At 70.4% G+C, this 21,430-nt stretch carries 21 protein-coding genes; 13 read left to right on the forward strand and 8 right to left on the reverse strand.

The features are described 5' to 3' along the window. The 5 genes from ACJ8AN_RS18740 to ACJ8AN_RS18760 form a co-directional block, all read left to right on the forward strand. On the forward strand, window positions 1-1,482 hold a 1,482-nt coding region (locus tag ACJ8AN_RS18740; protein WP_407756753.1), incomplete at its 5' end, for a CapA family protein. A gap of 237 nt (window positions 1,483-1,719) precedes the next feature. Beyond that, the gene (locus ACJ8AN_RS18745; protein WP_407756754.1) at window positions 1,720-3,021 is read left to right on the forward strand and encodes an MFS transporter; all 1,302 of its coding nucleotides are present in this window, start codon (window positions 1,720-1,722) and stop codon (window positions 3,019-3,021) included. Between the two features lie 372 nt (window positions 3,022-3,393). Beyond that, the gene (locus ACJ8AN_RS18750; protein WP_407756755.1) at window positions 3,394-4,617 is read left to right on the forward strand and encodes a trypsin-like serine protease; all 1,224 of its coding nucleotides are present in this window, start codon (window positions 3,394-3,396) and stop codon (window positions 4,615-4,617) included. Between the two features lie 73 nt (window positions 4,618-4,690). Further along, window positions 4,691-5,188, forward strand: coding sequence for a hypothetical protein (locus ACJ8AN_RS18755; protein ID WP_407756756.1), 498 nt, complete (start codon window positions 4,691-4,693; stop codon window positions 5,186-5,188). Window positions 5,189-5,351: 163 nt separating this feature from the next. Continuing rightward, window positions 5,352-6,134 carry a hypothetical protein gene (locus tag ACJ8AN_RS18760; protein WP_407756757.1) on the forward strand — a complete coding sequence of 261 codons (783 nt, stop codon included), beginning with the start codon at window positions 5,352-5,354 and terminating at the stop codon, window positions 6,132-6,134. Between the two features lie 84 nt (window positions 6,135-6,218). Here ACJ8AN_RS18760 and ACJ8AN_RS18765 read toward each other — a convergent pair whose 3' ends face one another. Next, window positions 6,219-6,698: a hypothetical protein gene (locus ACJ8AN_RS18765; protein WP_407756758.1), complete on the reverse strand. Its 480-nt coding sequence runs from the start codon at window positions 6,696-6,698 to the stop codon at window positions 6,219-6,221. Window positions 6,699-6,903: 205 nt separating this feature from the next. On the opposite strand from ACJ8AN_RS18765, the gene ACJ8AN_RS18770 reads away from it, so the two are divergent. Further along, complete coding sequence (locus tag ACJ8AN_RS18770) at window positions 6,904-8,691, forward strand: peptidoglycan-binding protein (protein WP_407756759.1); 1,788 nt, start codon at window positions 6,904-6,906, stop codon at window positions 8,689-8,691. Window positions 8,692-8,858: 167 nt separating this feature from the next. Here ACJ8AN_RS18770 and ACJ8AN_RS18775 read toward each other — a convergent pair whose 3' ends face one another. Beyond that, complete coding sequence (locus tag ACJ8AN_RS18775; RefSeq protein ID WP_407756760.1) at window positions 8,859-9,230, reverse strand: hypothetical protein; 372 nt, start codon at window positions 9,228-9,230, stop codon at window positions 8,859-8,861. A gap of 227 nt (window positions 9,231-9,457) precedes the next feature. Next, complete coding sequence (locus ACJ8AN_RS18780) at window positions 9,458-10,282, reverse strand: acyl-CoA thioesterase (protein WP_407756761.1); 825 nt, start codon at window positions 10,280-10,282, stop codon at window positions 9,458-9,460. Between the two features lie 192 nt (window positions 10,283-10,474). Between ACJ8AN_RS18780 and ACJ8AN_RS18785 the strand changes: the two genes are divergently transcribed. From ACJ8AN_RS18785 to ACJ8AN_RS18810, 6 genes are all read left to right on the forward strand, one after another. Then, window positions 10,475-11,032 carry a hypothetical protein gene (locus tag ACJ8AN_RS18785; protein ID WP_407756762.1) on the forward strand — a complete coding sequence of 186 codons (558 nt, stop codon included), beginning with the start codon at window positions 10,475-10,477 and terminating at the stop codon, window positions 11,030-11,032. 60 nt (window positions 11,033-11,092) lie between these two features. After that, on the forward strand, window positions 11,093-11,599 hold the full coding sequence (locus ACJ8AN_RS18790) for a hypothetical protein (RefSeq protein WP_407756763.1): 507 nt from the start codon (window positions 11,093-11,095) through the stop codon (window positions 11,597-11,599). Window positions 11,600-11,625: 26 nt separating this feature from the next. Beyond that, the gene (locus ACJ8AN_RS18795; protein WP_407756764.1) at window positions 11,626-12,366 is read left to right on the forward strand and encodes a hypothetical protein; all 741 of its coding nucleotides are present in this window, start codon (window positions 11,626-11,628) and stop codon (window positions 12,364-12,366) included. A gap of 100 nt (window positions 12,367-12,466) precedes the next feature. Then, entirely contained in the window at window positions 12,467-13,030 is a 564-nt protein-coding gene (locus ACJ8AN_RS18800) for a DUF1080 domain-containing protein (protein WP_407756765.1), read from the forward strand. A gap of 332 nt (window positions 13,031-13,362) precedes the next feature. Continuing rightward, on the forward strand, window positions 13,363-13,794 hold the full coding sequence (locus ACJ8AN_RS18805) for a hypothetical protein (RefSeq protein ID WP_407756766.1): 432 nt from the start codon (window positions 13,363-13,365) through the stop codon (window positions 13,792-13,794). Between the two features lie 135 nt (window positions 13,795-13,929). Further along, the gene (locus ACJ8AN_RS18810; protein ID WP_407756767.1) at window positions 13,930-14,232 is read left to right on the forward strand and encodes a hypothetical protein; all 303 of its coding nucleotides are present in this window, start codon (window positions 13,930-13,932) and stop codon (window positions 14,230-14,232) included. A gap of 50 nt (window positions 14,233-14,282) precedes the next feature. Here the strand turns inward: ACJ8AN_RS18810 and ACJ8AN_RS18815 are convergent, their stop codons facing one another. Beyond that, window positions 14,283-15,788, reverse strand: a complete 1,506-nt coding sequence (locus ACJ8AN_RS18815; protein WP_407756768.1) for a M16 family metallopeptidase — start codon at window positions 15,786-15,788, stop codon at window positions 14,283-14,285. Continuing rightward, complete coding sequence (locus ACJ8AN_RS18820) at window positions 15,788-17,185, reverse strand: M16 family metallopeptidase (protein WP_407756769.1); 1,398 nt, start codon at window positions 17,183-17,185, stop codon at window positions 15,788-15,790. Before ACJ8AN_RS18820 ends, ACJ8AN_RS18815 begins: the two co-directional genes overlap by 1 nt. 164 nt (window positions 17,186-17,349) lie before the next feature. On the opposite strand from ACJ8AN_RS18820, the gene ACJ8AN_RS18825 reads away from it, so the two are divergent. Further along, window positions 17,350-17,748, forward strand: coding sequence for a hypothetical protein (locus ACJ8AN_RS18825; RefSeq protein WP_407756770.1), 399 nt, complete (start codon window positions 17,350-17,352; stop codon window positions 17,746-17,748). A gap of 3 nt (window positions 17,749-17,751) precedes the next feature. Here ACJ8AN_RS18825 and ACJ8AN_RS18830 read toward each other — a convergent pair whose 3' ends face one another. The 3 genes from ACJ8AN_RS18830 to ACJ8AN_RS18840 all read right to left on the reverse strand — a co-directional run bounded on the left by ACJ8AN_RS18830 (window position 17,752) and on the right by ACJ8AN_RS18840 (window position 21,269). Further along, window positions 17,752-19,062, reverse strand: coding sequence for a sensor histidine kinase (locus ACJ8AN_RS18830; RefSeq protein WP_407756771.1), 1,311 nt, complete (start codon window positions 19,060-19,062; stop codon window positions 17,752-17,754). A gap of 129 nt (window positions 19,063-19,191) precedes the next feature. Next, window positions 19,192-19,914, reverse strand: coding sequence for a methyltransferase domain-containing protein (locus tag ACJ8AN_RS18835; protein WP_407756772.1), 723 nt, complete (start codon window positions 19,912-19,914; stop codon window positions 19,192-19,194). Between the two features lie 113 nt (window positions 19,915-20,027). Then, window positions 20,028-21,269 (reverse strand): GON domain-containing protein, encoded by a 1,242-nt coding sequence (locus tag ACJ8AN_RS18840; protein ID WP_407756773.1) that lies wholly within the window; start codon window positions 21,267-21,269, stop codon window positions 20,028-20,030. Between the last annotated feature and the right edge of the window lie 161 nt (window positions 21,270-21,430).

Raw genomic sequence — 21,430 nt, forward strand, 5'->3', positions numbered from 1 at the left:
GAGGCCGGCCCCGCCACCGCCGCGGCTCCCGCTGCTCCGGCCGAGCCCGCCGCTCCGGCGGCCCCCGCTGCTCCGGCCCAACCCGCGGCTCCGGCGGCCGTGGCTCCCGTGGCTCCCGTGGCGCCCGCCGCTCCGGCCGAGCCCGCCCCCGCCGCGCAGGCCCCGGCCTCCGAGCCCCAGGGCGCCGACGCGCTGTACGCCCGCGGCGTCGAGGCCCTCAAGGGGAAGGACGCCAACGCCGCCATCGACGCCTTCTCCGCCTGCACCCGCGCCGAGCCCGCCCGCATCGACTGCCACTGGGAGCTCGGCTGGGCGTACTCGCTCGTCAACCGCTGGCCCGACGCGCTCACCGAGTGGTCCCAGGTGCAGAAGCTCGACTTCAACTACCCGGACCTCGAGGACGCCCTCTCCCAGGCCCGCGGCCAGACCAACCTCCAGAAGAAGCTCGCCGAGTCCCAGGGCTCCACCGCCCACCGCCCCCCGCCTCCCAAGAACGCCCGCGTGCGCCTGCGCGCCGTGGGGGACGTGATGCTCGGCACCTCCTTCCCCGAGGGACTCCTGCCTCCCGATGACGGCGTGGCCAGCCTCGCCACCGTCGCCCCCCTGCTGCGCGACGCGGACCTCACCTTCATCAACCTCGAGGGCTCGCTGTGCGACAACGGTGAGACGAAGAAGTGTCGCAAGGGCGGCAACTGCTATGCCTTCCGCGTCCCCACCCGCTACGGCAAGTACCTCGTGGACGCCGGCGTGGACCTGGCCTCCACCGCCAACAACCACACCGGTGACTTCGGCGAGGAGTGCCGCCGCGAGAGCGAGGCCGCCCTCGACAAGCTCGGCATCGCCTGGAGCGGCCCCGCCGGCACCGTCGCCACCGTCGAGCGCAACGGCCTGCGCATCGGCATGGTCGGTTTCCACACCTCGGCCAACTGCAACTACGTCAACGACACCGCCAGCGCCGCCGCCCTCGTGCGCTCGGTGAAGCAGAACCACGACCTCGTCATCGTCTCCTTCCACGGCGGCGCCGAGGGCGCCAAGGCCCTCAACATCCCCCAGGGCTCCGAGCTCTTCTTCGGCGAGAACCGCGGCAACCTGCGCGTCTTCACCCACGCCGTCATCGACGCGGGCGCGGACCTGGTGCTCGGCCACGGCCCCCACGTCGTGCGGGCCATGGAGTTCTACAAGGACCGGCTCATCGTCTACTCCATGGGCAACTTCGCCACCTACGGCTCCTTCAACCTCAAGGGCCCGCAGGGGCTGGGCATGGTGGTGGACGTGGAGCTCGACTCGCAGGGCCGCTTCCGCTCCGGCCGCATCCTCCCCACCCGCCAGGAGGGCAAGGGCATTCCCCAGCCGGACCCCTCGGGCGAGGTCATCCCCCTCGTGCGCCGCCTCACCGGCGAGGACTTCCCGCAGACGGGCGCCCTCGTCGGCACGGATGGGAGCATCTCGCCTCGCAAGGCCGTCGCCACCGGCGCGGAGTAGGCGCACCGGCACGCGCTCCCCTCCTCCCCACCTTCTCCCCACGGCAGTCGGTTCCCGGGCCCGGCCCCTTTCCTCGCGTGGAAGGGGTTGCAAGTGATTTGGGCTCATATGAGTCTGTCACCACTGAAGGCTTGCCGGGAGGTTGAGGCAAGCGAGTTGGCGAGCATGCATTCGGAGACGTGTGGGCGGGTGCCCACCGCGCGCGCGTCACCCGGGTGCGTTACAAGGGTTTTCGCCGTGCCTGCCCTCCATCTCTCGCGCTTCTCCTCGCTCCGAGCTTTCGGGCATCGGGATTTCGTCCACGTCTGGTCCGGCGCGCTCGTCTCCAACATCGGCACCTGGATGGAGACCCTCGCGCTCGGCGTCTTCGTCACCACCGTGACGGGCCGCGCCGAGGCCACCGGCACCATCGCCGCGCTCACCTACCTGCCCGCCGTGGTGCTCTCCCCCGTGGGCGGCGCGCTCGCGGACCGCTTCGACCGGCGCGCCTACCTCGCCGTGGGCACGCTCGTGCAGGCACTGCTGGCCGCGGTGCTCACCGTGCTCGCCTTCACCGGCCGGCTCTCCGTGCCCGCCGTCGCCGTCATCTCCTTCCTCAACGGCTGCACCAACACGCTCGTCAACCCCGCCTTCTCCGCCCTCATCAACCAGGTCGTCCCTCCGGAAGACCTGCACAGCGCCGTCAGCCTCAACTCGGCGCAGTACAACCTGGGGCGCATCATCGGCCCGTCGCTGGCCGCCGTGGTGCTCGCCACCGGGGGCGCGCCGTGGGCGCTGCTCGTCAACACGCTGTCCTTCCTCGCCGTGCTCGTCGCCCTCTGGCGCGTGCAGCCCCAGGGCCGCGTGGGCGCGCAGGGCCGCGAGGAGCTCTGGCCCGGCATCTGCCGCGGCGCGCGGGTGGCTCGCGGCGACGCGGGCCTCTTCCTGCTGATGATGAGCACGCTCGTCATCTCCGCGCTGGTGGCGCCCTTCATCGGCCTGGTGCCGGTGTTCGCCATCCGCGTCTTCAACCAGGGCGCCGCCGCCACCTCGCTGCTCGTCGCCGCGCAGGGCGTGGGCGCGGTATGCGCGGCGGTGATGCTCGGCCCGCTGGTGGAGCGGCTCGGCCGCCGGCGCCTGCTCGAGGGGTGCCTGCTGCTCATCGGCCCGGTGGCGGCGCTGTACTGGCTGGCGCCCACGCTGCACCTGGCGGCGCTGGCCATTGTGGGCCTGGGCGCGCTCTACATGGCCTCGCTCACGGGCCTCAACACGTCCATCCAGCTGCGCGTGCCGCGCGAGCTCCAGGCGCGCATCAGCAGCCTGTACAGCATGATGCTCGGCGTGGGGTACGCGGTGGGCGTGTGGCTGCAGGGCTCGCTGGCCGACCGCGTGGGCGTGCGCTTCATCACCGTCACGTGCGCGGTGCTCTTCCTCGCGCTCGGGCTCACGCTGCGCCTGCTGCGCCCGCGCGCCTTCGAGGCCACCGAGGCCCCCAGCGACTTCTTCCGCTCCGGCACCTCGAATCCCTCCGTGCACCTGGACGGGCCCGGGGAGTTCTGAGCCAGCGGGCTCCGGTCCGGTGGCTCAGTGGCACGTGTGCCAGCCCGTAGCCGCTGTGCCAATTCCCCTGTGCCACTCCCCTTGTCTCACCGCTCCGCGGGAGTGAGCCGCTCGCGGGGCCAGCCTCCCCGCTGAGCCCGGGCCGTCGCGCAAGTGCCCGGGATTCGTGGGGAAACCACCTCGCTCCGGGCCGCTCCCGCGGAGTGACACGCGCGGCTCCTCGCCTCCGTTCGGGGCTGGCATCCCGGCTGCAATCCCTTGCTCCGACTTCAACGCGAGGCAGCCGCCACGCGCCATCTCAGACAAGGAGGCAGCTCCATGCCCTATCAACCAAACCCTTCCCGCCGGCCCATGGGCCGAGGCCTTGGCGCCATGTTCCTGACGCTCGGCCTGTCGGCCTCCCTCGGCGCCTGTACCGAGGTGCCCGCCTCCTCCGAGCCCGAGCCGCTCGCGGAGCAATCCCAATCCATCAAGAACGGCACCGTCTGGAACCCCTGGACGCAGAGCACCCAGACCTGGACGCGCAACGTGGTCCGCCTGCCCGGTTGCACCGGCACGCTGCTCAATCGCGAGTGGGTCATCACCGCCACCCACTGCTTCCCCAACGGTCCCACCACCGACCCCTCGACGCTCACCGCCAGACTCACCCTCGCCGATGGCAGCGTGGCGAGCTCTCGCGCCGTCGAGCTCCTCTTCCATCCGCAGTACGCCTCGGGCGTGGACGTGGCGCTCCTGCGCCTCGAGGACCCCATCGACCCTGGCGTCGCCTCGCTGCCCCTCTACTCCGGCACCACCGCGTCGCTCCTCGGCAGGAGCGTGTTCTGCGCCGGCTACGGGGCCATCGACACCGGGGGCAGCTGCTCCACCGGCGCGGATTGCGCGTCCAACCAGTTCTGCCAGTGGGGCGTGTGCATGACCATGAACGACGGGCCCCTGCGCACCGCCTGGTTCAACATCATCCAGGACCCGGTCGACCCCGTCATGTGGTACCGCTTCAACGTCCCCAACGCCTCGGGCCAGCTGGAGCTGCCCGGCGACTCGGGCTCGAGCTGCTGGGACGGCACGGGCCTCACCGGCATCATGAAGGCCGGCAACGCGACGAACTACAACCGGCAGACGAGCGTCGAGGTCTTCCGCGACTGGGTCAACGGCATCGTCACCCCCACCCAGGTCAAGGTGGTCAATCAGCCGGGGGCCTCTTGCCGCACCGTGCCAGGCGGGCAGCTGAGCTACGGCACCGACGGCGAGGCCTTCAACGCGGGCACCGGCCTCACGCAAATCGTCTGCCCCATCCAGCGCCCCGGGGATGCCGGCTTCGCCAACGTCGTCGACATGCCCCGCCTGTTCGTGCTGGATCGCAACCCGGCCGCGGACGTGTGCTGCCACCTCCAGTCGAAGAACCCCAGCGGCAAGCTCATCTCCACCACCGACGTCTGCTCGAGCGGCGCGAGCAGCGGCTACCAGTCGCTCGTGCTGCCGTCCGTCTACGACAACACCACCTGGAGCCAGTTCAGCCTCGTGTGCTCCGTCCCGGGGAGCGCCTCGCTCGGCCTCTCCGGCATCCAGAACTACCGGCCGCGTCTGTCCATGCGCTGAGCCGTCTCACGCTTCATCCAACCCAGACATTCACATGCCGGCACTTCGATGCCGGCCTCGGAGGAATCCATCCATGTTCAACCGCATGCACCGCCCCCTGAAGGGCCTCGTCTCCCTCTCCGCCATCCTCGCCGCTGGAGCCACCCTGGCGGATTCGACCACCAACGCCCCCGGCTCGGCCTGTGCCGCCACCGGGAGCGCCAGCCTCACCGTGCGCGACGACGCCGAGGCCGAGAACCGCTCGGCCTTCCTGGTGACGGCCCTCTGCCCCGCCGAGCGCCCCGTCGGTGCCGGGACGCTCACCACCACGCTCAGCGGCCGCGTGTTCGTCGTGGACCAGAGCTCCACCAGTGACGTGTGCTGCCGGGCCGTCTCCAAGAACCCGGCCGGCGCCAAGGTCACCGGCACGTGGAGCTGCTCGAGCGGCAGCAGCTCCGGCTACCAGATTCTCGATCTCGCGGCGCTCTCGGACACGTACACCTTCAGCTCGTTCTTCCTCGAGTGCCAGGTGCCCGCGCCCAGCAATGGCCTCTACTCGCGCATCCAGATGTACCGCGCGAGCCAGCAGTAACGGGCCCCCGCCCCGAGACCGCTCCCCGAAGGATGGGGCCGGGTCTCGGGGCGATGGCGTTGGACTCCGGCGGGTCCAGCGCTCCACCCCGCGCCTTGAGCGGGAGATGACCTGTCGCGTTCAGCCCTTGGACGTGACGTGAGTCGTGGTATGAAGCGGGCGCATGACGGACAAGACGAAGAAGAAGAGCAGGCGGTTGGGCCCGTTCCAACTCGGGAGACGGTGCAAGCACGCGGCGGTGGAACTGGGCCGCATCCATGAGGCGCGCAACGTCGAGACGGGCGCCTCGGCCCTGGTGGTGATGCCCGGGCCGCAGCGCAACGGGATGCCCAGGAGGAGCTGGAAGGTACGCGCCTCCTTCCAGGCCTCCCTGCCCTTCTTCTCCCTGGAGGTCGAGGAAGCTCCGGCCTCGGGCAAGGTGGCGGACCTGGCCAACCTGCTGGTCATGCTGCTCGCGGGGTTGGATGCCGTGGAGAGCAATGCCCACGTGCGAGCCCACCTGACCCGCGAGCCCGTGCGCTGGTGGATGCGGCGCCCCGCGCTGATGGGACTGGGGGCCGTGGTCCTCGCCGCGCTCGTGCTGGGCGGGGGTTACTGGTGGGGTTCGGCGACCCGTTCGATGGGGACGCCTACGCCGTCTCTTCCAGCTGCCAGTACCGGTGAGAGAGCAGATACCCGTAATCCGTTCTCGTTCTCGTTCTCGTTCTTGATCGATGGAGACGAGCAGGCTCGGACGGGTATCTCCTACCCACTTCCCGACAGGCCCGCCTCGAATCAAGCGAAGCCGCCCTGCCGCACCGGGCGGGACGAGATCGCGATCAACGGTGGCTGCTGGGTAGAGATTGCCCGCAAACCGCCGTGTCACGAGGAGCAGGCCGAGTACCAGGGCAAGTGCTACCTGCCGGTGGCCGTGAGGACGAAATTGCCTCAATCCCTCTCACCGTGACACAAACCGCTCTCGGCGTGGAACACGGGGGCGGGTACCCTCACCCCGGCCCTCTCCCGGTGGGAGAGGGAGGGGTTACCGCGACTACTTCGTCTCCACCGTGACGACCATCCAGCGGTCCGTCGAGTGGTCGATCTTCACGTTCGCCGCGCCCGCCTCCTGGAGCTGCATCAGCACGCGCTCGAGGAACTGCAGCTGCTCCTGCGACGCGTCCACGAACACGTTCTTCGCGCCCGGGCCCTTCGCCTTCGGCTTCTTCGCCGCCTGCTGCGCGCCCGCACCGTTCGTCAGCTCGTTCACCGCCACCGTCTTCAGCTTCGAACCCGTGTCCTCCACCGCCGCCTCCGTCTCGCTCGAGCTCTCCTCGGCCTTCTCGTCCTGGCGCTCCACCTCGCTCAGCGCCTGCTCACGCAGCTCGTTGAACGTCTTGGCGTTCAACGACGCACCGAACTTGTCCTTGTAGACGTCCATCGCCTCGTTGCGGCTGATGTCCGGCTGGTTGCGGAAGAGGTCGAGCAGGAAGGCGTGGCGCTCCTGGGCCTGGTCCTGGGAAATCCTTGCCATGGTGGGGTCCTCGGTGTGCTGCGTACTGCGGAACTGCCGAACGCAGGGCGGCGCAAACTACCCGAGCCCCCGGTCGAGCGGAAGTGGCGCGCGGCGCGCTTCCCGCTTCACCCGCAGTCGTCCGCCCCCCTCACGCAACTTGGGGCTCACATCGTGCGACAATCCCAGCGATCGCCGTCCTTCGTCTCCTTCGAGGCTCCTCCCCATGACCACCCTCCAGCGCACCGCCTCCTCGCCGGGCCCCGCGCGCACCGACGCTCCCCGCGCCGACACCCGCGCCCCGGCCCCCCAGCAGCCCGCCCAGCGCAACACGCTCGCCACCCAGCGCAACACCGACGCCTTCGTGGCCCAGGCGCCGCGCTTCGACGGCTCCAAGCCCGCCCCCGGCACCACCAACACCCAGGCGTGGATTCCCGTGGACGCCCCCGTGCGCGGCAATCCCTCCAACCGCAACGCGAACACCTACAACGAGGTGCTCAACCAGTTCGCCGTGGGCGTCAACCCGCGCTACACCCCGCGCGGCGGCAACACCTACTGCAACATCTTCGTCTGGGACGCCACGCGCGCCATGGGCGCCGAAATCCCCCACTGGGTGGACGGCGCCGGCAACCCCACCGGCGTGGGCAAGGGCCGCGAGCTCAACGCCAACGCCACCGTCGACTGGCTCCACCAGCACGGCGGCGAGCAGGGCTGGCGCAAGGTGAGCGCCGAGGAGGCCCAGCGCCTGGCCAACCAGGGCCACCCCGCCACCGCCGTGTGGAAGAACCCCAGCGGCATCGGCCACGTCGCCATGGTGCGCCCCGGCGAAATCACCAGCCAGGGCCCCGCCATCGCCCAGGCCGGCGGGCGCAACTTCAACAACGGCCACGTGAAGGACTCCTTCGGCACCCGCCCCGTCGAGTACTGGGTGAATGACTCGGGCAAGGCCACCGGCGGCGGCGGCTCGCCCACGCCCACCCCGCCCACTCCGACGCCCCCCACCCCCACGCCCGGCACCGGCGGCTCCTCCGGCGTGCCCCAGGTGGACCTCAAGCGCGGCGCCGAGGGCCCCGAGGTGAAGAAGCTCCAGGAGGCCCTGGTGAAGCTCGGCTACATGACGCACGAGCAGGTCTCCACCGGCCCGGGCACCTTCGGCCCCAAGACGGAGGCCGCCGTCGCGAAGTTCCAGACGGAGCACGGCATCAGCCCCAACTCGGGCCTCTACGGCCCCAAGACGCGCGCCGCGATGGGCGCCGAGCTCGACAAGCTCACCCGCCCCGCCGTGCCCCAGTCCGACCTCAAGCGCGGCTCGCAGGGCCCCGACGTGAAGCTGCTCCAGGACGCCCTGGTGAAGCTCGGCCACATGACGCCCGAGCAGGTCGCCACCGGCCCGGGCCTCTTCGGCCCCAAGACGGAGAACGCCCTCAAGGCCTTCCAGTCCGCGCACGGCCTCACCGTGGACGGCGAGTACGGCCCGCAGTCGCGCGCCGCCCTCACCCAGGCACTCGGCCGCTCCCCGTCTCCCGGCCCCGTCACCGGCCCCACCCCGCCCCCCGTCACCGGCGGCTCGGACGCGGCCAGGGCGGCCCGCATCAACGACATGCTGAAGAACAGCGGCCTGCGCGGCCAGGGCGAGCACATCGTCGCCATGGCGAAGAAGTACAACGTGCCCCCCGAGCTCGCGCTCGCCATGTTCCAGAAGGAGGCCCAGTGGAACACCACGGGCCTGGCCCCCAAGAACAACAACCCGGGCAACCTGCGCTTCGCCGAGTGGGAGACCCAGTTCGGCGGCGTGAAGAACGGCGGCTTCACGAAGTTCCCCTCCGTGGAGAAGGGCGTCGAGGCCTACTTCCGGCTGCTCGGCGGTCCCGCCTACCGCCAGTTCGTGGACAACAAGGACTGGCAGGGCCTGGTGAACAAGTACGCCCCGCCCTCGGACGGCAACGACAGCACCACCTACGCCCGCCAGATTACCCAGTGGATGGAGCAGTACCGCGCCCGCATCAACGGCTAGCCGCCGGACGCCAGCGCCCCGCTTGAAGCCAGGGCCGGTCTCCTCATCCGGGGGACCGGCCCTTCGTGCTCGAGCACCTCGCCCGCATGAAGAAAGGGCCGGTCTCCCTATCGGAGGACCGGCCCTTCGTGCTTCAGCACCTCAACGGAGCGAGGCGCCGCGTGCAATCACTTGCAGACCTGCGCGCACACGGACGGGCGCTTGGTGGAGTCGTTGAAGTCGGCGCACGACTGGGCCTTGATGGCGTCCGAGCAGTCCGAGGCATTGCCCAGGTCGTACTTCTTGCCGTCGGTGCAGGCCTCGTCGTAGTCCTTGCGCTCGGAGCACTTGGAGAGCGCGGTCAGCTTGGTCTTACAGTCGTCCGCGCTGGTGCCGTAGATGCCCTTGAAGGTGTCCGAGCTCTTCACCTGGTCGCTGCTGCACTCGAAGACCTTGTCGCACGTGAGGGTGACGCCGGACTCGCACACGGACTCGGGCGAAACGCAACCAACGGCGAACATGGAGGCAGCGGCGGTGGCGATGAGGAAGAACTTGCGCATTCGGTACATCTCCTGATGGGAACTAAGGGAAGTTGTGCTGCAACCTCACCGGGTCGACCTCACCCCCCTCGATGCTGCGTGGGTGACCGTCCGGCCGGAGAGTGGCGTCTTGTTATCACTTCAGAATTCTGAAGGCGAACTTCTCCCCGACAAAACCTGCACTTGCGCCATGCGTCAATTCCATACGGCGCCAGTTTTTCAGCCCGGAGGAAAACACAGACAGGAATTCACCGGACAGGCGGGAAAACAGCCGCCAGCTGGCGCAGCTGCGCGAGCAACTGCCCGTCCTCGCTCCACAGCTCGGCGAGGTCGTCCGCGTAGCCGTGGGCCGCGTGCCGGGAGTGGCCGGTGCGCAGGTAGAAGGCCTCGGGCGAGGCGCTGGAGAGCGGCAGCGGCGCGTAGAAGTGCGCGGTGAAGTCCATGGTGGCGCCATTGCAGAAGCCTCGCACCCGGGCGAAGGCCGCGGGCGGAAAGGCATCCAGCAGCCCCACCACCAGGGGCGCGTCCAGCGGCGTGGGGACGCGCGGGCGAATCCATCCGCCCACGCGGGCCTCGTCGGCGCCCGAGTAGGGCACGGCCCCCACGCACCAGCGGTAGTCATAGTGGGCGGCGAAGGTGGGGAGCAGCTCGCCCGGCACGGAAGGCACGTCCGAGGGCGGCGGCACCCGGGGCGCCTTCGCGTCCGTGTAGACGAGCGGCGTCTCGCGGGAGGTGGCGAAGGTGGCGCTCGCCAGGCACGCCACCTGTCCCCCCTGCTCCAGCCGCGCCGAGAGGTGGGACACCTGGCGGCCCGCGCGCTCCACGCGCACCGAGAGGGAGGCCTCGCCCTCGGCCACGGGCGCGCAGAAGTGCACGGTGAGCGAGCGCGGCGCACGGGCGGCGTCGTTCAGCTCGCGCATCATCGAGCGCAGCAGCGCGCCGCCGAGCAGACCGCCATAGGCGCCGCGTCCCTGGAACCACTCGGGGCGGACGGTGCCGGTGTAGCGCCCCTCGCCGAGCGGGCTCCAGGTGGTGGCGGTGACGAAGGGGGACTCGGAGGGGGGGGCGTGCATGGGCGCACCGTATAACCAAGGCCCGGAGGGGTGGCACGTGCCGTGACGTGGTGCTCCCGGGAGTGCGTACGGCGCGTCCTGGTGCGGCGGCCCGGTGCGTACGCGCGGTGACGGTGGGCGGGAGGAGGGGCGCGTAGGGCCGCGCTTCCCGGGGACGGGCGGCGGCGCATGGGGGTTGCAATGGGAGGTGACATGCTCGGTGTGGTGGGAGTGATGGCGGCCCTGGTGATGACGGCGGCCGCGGGTGCGGAGGCGGAGGACGGCCGTGGCGAGGAGGGCGGTTCCTGGAGGGGCCGTGGCCGTACGTACGTGGGCGTGGCGGTGCCGCTGGCGCCCGGGGGGTTCGCGCTGGAGGGCGAGCGCGAGCTGGAGGAGCAGCTCACCGCGACGCTGGGGCTGCGCGCGTCGTTCAACCCGGGGCAGTGGAGCCGCGTCTTCGGGGACCCCGAGCCCGCGTACCTGAGGCTGGGACTCGAGCCGGGCGTGCGCTTCTACGTGAGGGGCCCGGCGATGGATGGGATGTGGTTCGGCCCGCGGCTCGAGCTGACGCACGCGTGGGAGGACTCGCGGCGCGAGTGGAGCGTGGGAGGCGCCCTGCTCACGGGCTACAGCGTGCGCCTGAGCCAGGGCTTCACCGTGCAGGGCGCGCTGGGCCTGGGCGCCACGTACCAGCCCGCGCTCTCTTCCCTCTCCGCGTGGACGGTGACGGTGGGCTACCGCGCCCAGCTGTCCCTCGGCTGGTCCTTCTGAGCGCGCGGCGCACCCGGTGTGTCTGGAGGCACCATGGAGGACGAGGGAGGATGGTCAGCCATGTCCCTCGTGCGCCTCTGCCTGCTGTTGGTGCTATTGGGATGGGTGGGCCCGGCGCGGGGCGCGGACTCGCTGAGGGCCCATACCCTCTCGCTTCTCGCGCGCGGGCAGGTCACGGAAGCCGTCGACTACTGGGTGCTGACCACGGGCAAGGACGCGCCCTCGTGGCTGATGGCTCTCAAGACGGCGTTCGATGCGGGTAAACAAACCGCGGGCGCCTGTCAGGGCGTGGCGCAATCCATTGCTACGGCCTTCTCCCGGCTGGGTGGCAAGCCGGAGTTGGTGGAGCTGAAGACCCATGCGGACTTCGTCGTGTTCAAGATGGCGAACGGCCGGGACATGATGCTCACCGATAATGGTTATCATCTCCTGGTGCGGATGAACGACCGCGCCTACGACGCCTATACCGGGGCAGCGGGGATGCCCTGGGCGGAATACTGGAGCCGGTTGGGCGCGCAGTCGGTGATCACCCAGAAAGTGATTGAAGCTGTAATCGAGGCCCCATGAGTCAACAGCCAACTTCGCACGCTCCCATGAAGCCCGCCGTTCCCCTGCTGGACGTGTTGCTGCGAATCCGCGAAGACATGCGGAGTCGTAAGGCGGGGCCATACCTCTACATCGGTATGCCCGATGTGGAGCGGGTGAGATGCTTCCTCGTAGGGTACGGTGAATGCCTCAATTCCTCAGGTGTCGACACCGGCTCGGATGCGTTCTTTCGTGATTGGCTTCGAGACATCAAGAAAGCCTGGCCGGGCCAGGGTTGGGACCATGCCTATCTGGAGGAGTTCCACGGCGACCACGACCGAGCCCTGCGCAAGTTCCTGGACTTCGTCGCCGAGTTCCGGGCCCTTCCTCCCGAAGCGCTCGCGGCCATGCCGTGGCGCAACGGCAGCGTGGACCCCGCGACCCTCGTGCCCTCGTTGATTCCCGTCCACCCGCCCAAGCCCATGTTGGACATGCTGCTGGAGATCCGCCGGGAGATTGGTGATACGCCCGGACGGCTGAGCATGTTCATCGGCTACATCGACGTACGGCGCATGGCGGGCCTTATCGACGGCTACCGGCTGTGCCTCGCGCTCGCGGGCGCCCGGGACGAGGAGTACTCCCGCTTCGAGCGCTGGCTCCAGGAGGAGAAGGGCGTCCCTCCGGGCCAGGACTGGACGCGGCCCTTCCTCCACTCCTGCCAGGGAGACGCGGAACAGGCCATCCGCCGGCTGCTTGAGGCCGCGGTGGAGTTCCGTGCACAAGCGCCCGCTGCTCCCGTCACGGAGTGAATCCACCGCGCTCGCCTCCACCTGCCTTCCGTCGTGCACCGGAAGGATGCGACCTGCCGCGTTTGCCGCCCGCCCCGCGCCCGCGTCACCCTGGCGGCTCATGGACTCCTTCGAAACCCTGTCCTTCGACACTCCCGGCGCCTGGGCCATGGCGGGACAGGGCCGCTTCATCTCCGCCGGCCCCGGTCTCCTCGAGTCCGAGGGCGGCCCCGGCCTCCTCTGGTACTCGCTCGCCGAGTTCTCCGACTTCCGCCTCCAGGTGGACTGGCTCGCCCACGCGCTCGAGGACAACTCCGGCGTCTTCTTCCGCTTCCCCACCGCCGAGCTCGCGCGCAAGCAGCCCGACTGGAAGGCCGGCTTCGAGGTTCAAATCGACGAGCGCGGCGTCGACCCCGAGCACGACACCCTGGGCAGCCCGCTCCACCTCACCGGCGCCCTCTACACGCTCGCGCCCGCGGTGCTGAAGGCCTCGCGGCCCCTGGGCGAGTGGAACACCTTCGACATCCTCGCCGGGGGCCTGGACCTGCGCGTCGTGCTCAACGGCGTCGAGGTGTGCACCTTCACCGCGCCCGCGCACAAGCCTCGTGCCGGCCGCATCGGCCTGCAGGCGCACCACCCGGGCTCCCGCGTGCGCTTCCGCGCCCCTCGCCTCCAGCGGCTCTGAGCGCGCGCCCTCCCCGGGCAGCAGCGGCAACCCGCGCGCCAGCCGCACCCCGGAGTACGCCCCCCAGCCCCGCACACGGACGCTCGGGGTGCCGGGCACGGGGCGAGGCTTCCAGGGGGTCAGGCAGGGAGGCGGACGGGCTCGTGCGCCCTGAATTTCGCACCGCCCCGCCTCCGTCGGTGGAGAAGGGAAGCCTCGCGGCCGGGGTGCGGCCGGGGGGGCTTCGCTCGGCTGGTGCCCCGGGGGGCCCTCACCCCAGGTTGCCCACCGTCACCCGGCGTCTCCACCTTTCGAGGTGGCGGCGCTCGCCCCCGAGAACCCGGAGGACGTCCATGAAACGGCTCTTCGTGTGGTCCACCCTGGCGGCCTCTCTCTGCGTGTCCACCGCGGCCCTCGCGCGGGACGCCGTGAAGCCAGACGTGCCTGAAGGCAAACAGGCGGCCGGCACCGGGCAGGCCCCCGGCAGGAAGCCGCAGCCCGAGGACTCCTCGGCCGCGCGCCTCTACACCGCCGAGGGCATCGTCGCCGGCCTCGACGGGGACCAGGTGACGCTCGACACCGACGACGGCTCGCTGGACTTCGAGCTCGACGACTCGGTGCGCATCTACCGCGAGGGCAAGCGGGTGCCTCGCCAGGCCATCCAATCCGGAGACCGCGCCCGCGCCACCTACCAGGAGAGCCAGGACGGCAACCTGGATGACGAGGTGCTCGTGCGCCTGGATTTGCGGCCGGGCAACGCCGAGGACACCGGGGACGGCGAGTAGCCGCCCGGGCACCGGGCGGGCGAGCCAGGGCCCGTCCCTCCCCGGGAAGCTTGGAGCGCCCGGCAGGCGCCACAGATTGAGTCTCGTAGGGGACGCGCAACCCCGTGCGTCCACGTTCCACGAGGAGCCGTCACCATGGCCGGCAAGGAGAAGCCGAGGAAGTACGATCCCGTGCACCCCAAGGAGCGGGAGGACACCAAGCCCCCCTTCTCGAAGGACCGGGTCGAGCGCGGTCTCGAGGCCGATGACACCCGGCACCTGTACGCCGCCGAGTCCATCCACGCCACGCGCGAGCAGAAGTTCGCCCTGGACAGCGACGCGGAGGTGGGCGGCTACGTGCCCGACATCCGCAGCCCCATCGACGAGGCCGATGAGGAAATCCGCCTCCAGCGCGGCCAGGAGGAGCTGGACAAGAACCGCACCGAGCCCGAGGAGTAGGGCCCGGGGAGGACCGGAGACACGCGGCCGGCCCTCCCCGCTTCACCCGCTCAGCGCTTGGGCGGAGACACCGGCTCCTTCGGCGTCAGCTTGCCGAGCTCCAGCGGCGCCACCTGCTGCTGGATGACCTCGGGGTCTCCCACCAGCACCACCTGCATGGCGTCGGGGCCCAGGTAGGCCTCGGCCACGCGCTGCACCTCGGCGGGCGTCGCCTTCTCCAGCCCCTCCACCGTGCGCTTGTACTCGTCCATGGGACGGCGCAGGAAGAAGAGCTGCGCGGCGCTCGAGCCCAGGCCCTCCACCGACTCGAACTCGCCGGGGATGGCGCGGATGAGGCCCTCGCGCGCCGCCGCCAATTCCTTCTCGGTGATGGGGCGCTCGCGGAGGCCCTTCATCTCGTGGAAGAACTCGGTGAGGGCCGGGCCCGTCACGTCCGCCCGCACCGCCGACGAGGCCGTCAGCGGCCCCACGCCCAGCCGCGCGTCCGCGCTCGCCCCCGCGCCGTAGCTGTAGCCCTTCTCCTCGCGCAGGTTCATGTTCAGCCGGCTGCCGAAGAAGCCGCCGAACACCGTGGTGGCCAGCTGCAGCGGGTACTCGTCCGGGTGCCCCGCCGCCACGCCCGGCCGGCCCAGCACCATCATCGTCTGGTCCAACCCTGGCTTGGCCACGTACACCACCTGCTGCCGCTGCGGCGCGGGCGGCGTGGGCGGCACCGGGGGCAGCGCGGCGTTGCCCTTCCAGTCGCCGAAGGACTTCTTCGCGAGCGCCACCGCCTCCTCCAGCGTGACGTCTCCCGTCACCACGAGCGCGGCCGCCTTGGGCCCCACGTTCTTCTGGTAGAAGCCCTTCACGTCCCGCAGCGTCACCGTCCCCACGGTGGCCGGCAGTCCGCTCACCAGGTGCCCGTACGGGTGCTCGGGGCCGAACACCGCGTCCAGGTACGCCTGCTGCGCGAGGAAGCGCGGGCTGCCCATGGCGCGCACCAGCTCGGCCAGCTGCAGCTTCTCGCGCCGGTCGAAGTCCTTCTGCGCGAAGGTGGGCTTGCGCACCACGTCCGTGAGCAGCCCCAGCGCCGCGTCCGCGTTGCGCTTGAGCACCCGCACGCCGATGAAGGCCCCATCCGGGTCCACGCTCACCATGGGCGACACGCCCAGGTCCTGGAAGGCCTGGTCCAGCGCCTGCGAGTCCTTCCCGCCCGCGCCCTCCACCATCATCTTGTAGGTGATGTCGGCCAGGCCTCCCTTGCCCTTGGGGTCCTGCGAGCCTCCCGACGCGAAGGCCATGCCCACGAACACCAGCGGCAATTCCTTGCGCGTGCTCACCAGCACCGTGAGGCCATTGTCGAGCTTCGCCTGCTCGAACCTGGGCAGCACGAGCTCCGGCGGCTTGTCGGCCTTGGGGGGCTCGTTGCGGAAGGCCTCGGCGTCCTCGGGGGGAGGCGTGGCGGGCGTCTGCGCGGTGGGGGGCGGCGTGGGCGTCTCGGGGGCGGGCTCCGGCGCCGTCTTGCAGGCGGCGGCGAGCGCCAGGGCGGACACGGCGATGAACAGGCGGCGCATCACGGGGTCTCCTTCGCGGCGGGCTTCTGCGCGGGCACGGCGTGCAGCACCACCCGCGCATCGGGCTGGAGGTACTCGCGGGCGAAGTCGCGCACCCGCTCGGGCGTCACCGCGTCGTAGCGCGAGAGGTCCTCGTTGAGGTAGCCCGGGTCTCCCGCGAAGTGGTTGTAGCTCTGCAGCACGTCCGCCTTGCCGCCGAAGCCGCCCACCGACTGCAGCCCCGCGAGCATCTGCGTCTCGAAGCGCGTGCGCGCCCGGTTCAGCTCCTGCGGCGACATGCCCCCGCGGCGCACCTCGTCGAGCACCGCGTCGATCTCCCTGGCGAGCGCGTCGCTGGAGACGCCGGGACGGGCCACGGCCTCGATGCTGAAGGCGGACTGGGCGCCGAGGCTCTGCTGGCTGGCGCTCACGCTCTGGGCCAGTTCCTTGTCCTGCACGAGGCGCTTGTAGAGGCGGCTGGACTTGCCGGTGCCCAGCGCGTTGGCGAGCACGTCCGCGGTGGCATCGCCCTCGGTGAGGTAGGGCGGGGTGAGCCACACCATCTCGACCATGGGCAGGGTGCCCACCTTCTCGTCGTGGCGGATGGTGGTTTCACGGGTGACCTTCGCCGGGTCCACCTGGGGCTTCTCCGGCTTGGGGCCGCTCGGCAGCGAGCCGAAGTACTTCTCGATGAGGGCGCGCGCCTCCTTCTCATCGAAGTCGCCGACAATGGCGAGCGTGGCGTTGGCGGGCGCGTACCACTTGCGGAAGAAGCCCTTCACGTCCTCCACCGTGGCCGCGTCCAGGTCCGCCATCGAGCCGATGACCTTGCCGTGGTACGGGTGCGGCGCGGGGAAGAGCGCCATCCACAGCTTCTCCTCGGCGAGGCCGTAGGGGCGCGTCTCGGTGCCCTGGCGGCGCTCGTTCTTCACCACCTCCTGCTGGGTGCGCAGCTTCTTCTCGTCGAGCGCGTCCAGCAGGAAGCCCATGCGGTCGCTCTCCAGCCACAGCGCCGTGGCCAGGTGGTTGCTGGGCACGGTCTCGAAGTAGTTGGTGCGATCGAAGTTGGTGGTGCCGTTGAGGTCGTTGGCGCCGAGCTGCTCGAGCATGGCGATGTGCACGTCATCCGGCACGTGCTTGGAGCCCTGGAACATCATGTGCTCGAAGAGGTGCGCGAAGCCGGTGCGGCCGGGCTGCTCGTTGTAGGCGCCCACGTGGTACCAGACGTTCACGGCCACCACGGGCAGCTTGGGGTCGTGCGCGAGGATGACCTCGAGGCCATTGGGCAGTTTGTACTTCTCGTAGGGGATGGCCAGCGCCTCGCGTCCGGGCTCCAGCGGCTTCGCCTCGTGCTGCTGCTGCTGGGCGAAGGCCGGAAGGCCGAGGGCGAGGATGGCGGCGGAGATGAGCGCTTTCATGCGGTGCCAGTGCCTCCTCGGGTGACAGAGGCCTTCGGCTTAGCACGCGCCTTGTGCCGCGCGGAGCACGAATCCCCTTGGGAATCGGGTTCTGGGCACGAGTGTTCGGGGGCGGGGGTTCTTGGGGGTGGACGCTCCCCTGGCCCTCTAATCTGGGTGAAGCAATGACATACAACCACAACTTCGATGTGGACTCCGTTCTGGATGTCTTGCGCACCGTGAACGAGAAGTACCCCGAGGGCTCGCCAGAGGACGAGGCCCTCCGGGTCGCCGCGGTGGCGCTGTTCTACGTCCGCGATACCAAGAAGCTGGAGGAGTATCGCGAGTTCTTCCGCTCGTTCTACACGCCCGCCATTGATGACATCGTCGTCGCCCAGACGTTCGCGACGCGAGAAGAGGCCGATGCATGGCTCGCCAGTGGAACGGCCCGCGACGGTGAGCTCGTTCGAATCGCTGGCGAGGGCTTTCAGGTCATCCCCGAGCGGAAGGGAACGGGGTGGAGGTTTCTGCGCACTCCCCTCCCGGAAGAGCTGATGAAGAAGTACCCGCCGGATTCGGAGTAGGGCTCACCCTCCCGAGGGGAGAGGGGTGGTGGGCGTGGGGCCATGCACCGGCAACTCCAGCCGCAGGCACGCGCCTCCCTCCGGCCGGTTCTCCGCGCTCAGCGTCCCGCCGAAGCGCTCCACCAGCTCGCGCGAAATCGACAGCCCCAGCCCCGTCCCCTTCTCCGGCCCCTTCGTCGTGTAGAAGGCCTCGAAGAGTCTCGGCAGGGCCTCGGGCGGAATCCCCGGGCCGTTGTCCTCCACCAGCAGCACCACCCTCCCCTCCCCCGCCAGCCCTCGCACGCGCACCTCGCCCCCCAGCACCTTCGCCTCCTCCAGCGCGTCCCCCGCGTTCACCAGGAGGTTCAAAATCACCTGCGCCAGCTTGCGCCTCGTCGCGAACACCTCGGGCAGCTCCGCCGGCACCTCCACCTTCAGCTTCGCCACCGTCTTCAGCCGCACCGCCGCCAGCCTCGCCGCGTCGCTCACCACGTCCGCCAGCGCGCACTCGCTCGGCTCCTCCGCGTCCATCCGCGAGAAGCCCTTCAGGTCCGAGACGATTTGACGGATCCGCTCCACCCCCGTGCGCGTCTCGTCGAACACCTCCTGGAGCTCCCCCCGCGCCTCCTCCGGCAACGGCTGCGCCAGCACCTCGGCGCGCAGGAACTCCAGGTTCGAGCGCACGAAGGCCAACGGGTTGTTGATTTCATGCATGACGCTCGCCGCCAGCCTCCCCACCGTGGCCAGCTTCTCCGACTGCATGCGGTGGCTCTCCGCCACGGCCAGCTTCTCCAGCGCCTCGCGCCTCGCGCGCTCCAGCCGTGCCTCGTGCTCCGCCGCCTGCGCCTTGCGGAACTGCGCCGCGCCGTACACCCCGAAGAACGTCATCGCCCCCACCATGCCCGCCCACACCACCGCGTTGAGCACCGGGCCGCCCGAGAGCAACTGCAGGCCCAGTACCCCCACCGCGCTCACCCCACCGCTGGCGACCGCGTGCCGCGCGTCGCTCGGATGGACGAGCGCCATCAACAGCGGCAGGGTGGGCACGAGGCTCAGGTAGGGGCTCGCGCCGCCTCCGGTGAAATGGACGACGAGCAGGAAGAAGAGGCTGGTGAGGCCGGCGTTGAAGATGGACAGCGGCGCCACCCAGCGCGTGTCCACCCTCGGCCACACCCAGGTGTACACCAGCAGCTCCGCCGCCCACGCCCCCCGCGTCAGCAGCGCCGGCAGGCTGAAGGTGCGCCCCAGCACGAGCAGGTCCAACGGGTACAGCAGGAAGAGGGCCACGGCGAACACCCGCCCCGTCTCGAGCCGCCGCGCTTCCGCCCCGCTCAAGGCCTGGCGCGTACTCCTGCCTTCCTCCGGGACGGGCGACGAGCGGTGCATGCGTGGGGGCGGGACTTCCGGGCTGCGGGGGGAGCCGGATGGTACGACGTCTCCGGTAGGGCTGCCCAGCCCACCTCCTCAACGCCGGGTAGCGGTGACCGTCCACAGCTCATACCGCGAGTACGGCTCCGGCAGCGCCTCGCACCGCGCCTCCACGTGGAAGCCCCCGGCCTCCAGCAGCGCCCGGGCCCGCGGCAGCAGGAACGTCAGGTAGTACATGACGAAGGGCGGGCTCCACAGCGCGTTGCGCACCCGCATGGCCGCGTTGAAGGCGCGCGCCATCCAGTAACCGGCGCTCCGCCGCGAGGGCTCGTCCCCCGTCGCGAAGACGAAGCGGCCCCCCGGCTTGAGCACCCGGTGGACGTTCTCCACCAGCCTCGGCTCGTCCTCCTCGGGGATGTGGCCGAAGGCGCCGTAGCTCGTCACCAGGTCGAACTCCTCGTGCCACGGCAGCGCCAGCGCGTCGCCCCGCACGAATTCCAGCGCCGCCGTGCCCGGAGCCTTCGCGAGCCGCCGCCGCGCCTCGTCCAACATGCCCTGGCTCAGGTCCACCCCCACCACGCGCTCGCGGCACAGCGGGCGCAGGTGGCGCATCGCCGCCCCCGTGCCGCAGCACACGTCCAGCGCGCTCCCCACGCTCCCCGGCGGCCCCAGCTGCGCGAGGCTCGCCTTCAGCACCAGCTCCGGCGTGCGGAATGGCGTGTAATCGAACTTCGGCGCGAGCAGGTCATACCCCTCCTCCACCGAGGAGAGGCCCTGCCGCACGAGCTCCATGAAACGCGGTCCCTTGGGGTGGAACATGCCGCGGAAGCCTAGAGCCTGTGCACCCCGAAACAACCGCTCCCGAGGAGCCGCCTGTCTGAAGCAGGCCCTACCGGACAGTCTCCAAGCAGGCCGCGCTGTTACCGGCCCACCTATGGGCTGTAGACCAGGGTCAGCTGGCTGCCGCCGCTGGGGAGCGAGTTGGAGCCGCAGTAGCCGCCACCCGTGAGGTCGACCACCCGGGCGTCGGCGCTGTAGTGGGTCTCGCCGACCGCGTTCCAGCCCTCGACGGAGAACTGGTTGGCCGCCACGGAGAAGGAAGTGCCGCGCAGGTCGAGGTTGGCCACGCCCGAGGGTGCCCAGTTGCAAGACGCGGCCGAGGCGTACGGCATCGAGCGCACCTCGCCGTAGCCACTGTGTTTGAGCACTCCCGAGGAAGAGGAGAAGGTCTGGTCCGTGGTGTTCACGCGCAGGGTGGCCGGGTCAATGCGCAGCTTGAAGTAGGTGGTGCGCACGTCGGTGCCGGGAGAGGCCCACCCGGCGGTGTACTGGGAGAAGTTGGAGGTGCCCGTCTCCAGCAGCGTCAGGTACTCGGTGGGCGTGCCGGCCATGTCGTGGCACCAGGCCGTCCAGGGCTGGGCGGGGTTGCCGTTGAGGTACAGCACGTACTCGCCATCCACCGCCTGGGGATTGACGCTCTTGAGCTCCTGGCAGGTGGCGAGCGGCTTGAGCGCGAGCTGCAGCAGGCCGTCGCTGGTGGTGACCGAGTTGGAGCCGCAGTAGCCGCCACCCGTGAGGTCGACCACCTGGGCGTCAGCGCTGTAGTGGGTCTCGCCGACCGCGTTCCAGCCAGCGACGACGAACTGGTTGGCCGCCACGGAGAAGGAGGTGCCGCGCAGGTCGAGGTTGGCCACGCCCGAGGGTGCCCAGTTGCAGGACGCGGCCGAGGCGTACGGCATCGAGCGCACCTCGCCGTAGCCACTGTGGTTGAGCACTCCCGAGGAAGAGGAGAAGGTCTGGTCCGTGGTGTTCACGCGCAGGGTGGCCGGGTCAATGCGCAGCTTGAAGTAGGTGGTGCGCACGTCGGTGCCGGGAGAGGCCCATCCGGCGGTGTACTGGGAGAAGTTGGAGGTGCCCGTCTCCAGCAGCGTCAGGTACTCGGTGGGCGTGCCGGCCATGTCGCGGCACCAGGCCGTCCAGGGCTGGGTGGGGTTGCCGTTGAAGGACAGCACGTACTCGCCATCCACCGCCTGGGGATTGACGCTCTTGAGCTCCTGGCAGGTGGCCGGGGCGGTGGGCTGGAGGGCCTGCCGCAGCGTGGGGGCGGAGCGCGCCACCTCCTGGCTCAGGTCCCCGGCCTCGCCGCAGCCGGTGCTCAGCGTGACGAGGCCCATGAAGAGGGCCCCGAGCCCGGCGCCGCGGACAGGACGAGGTGAGACGGCGGGAGAGGGCGAGCGGCTTCTTCCAGGGAGACGTGGGGGAACGAGGGGCGTGCAACATGAGGGGCCTCCGGGGTTCAAGGAGTCTTGAATGAACTCGGGGAGGCCTTGAGCAC

Origin of the sequence: Archangium sp., assembly GCF_045802675.1 — a bacterium.
GTDB lineage: Bacteria > Myxococcota > Myxococcia > Myxococcales > Myxococcaceae > Archangium.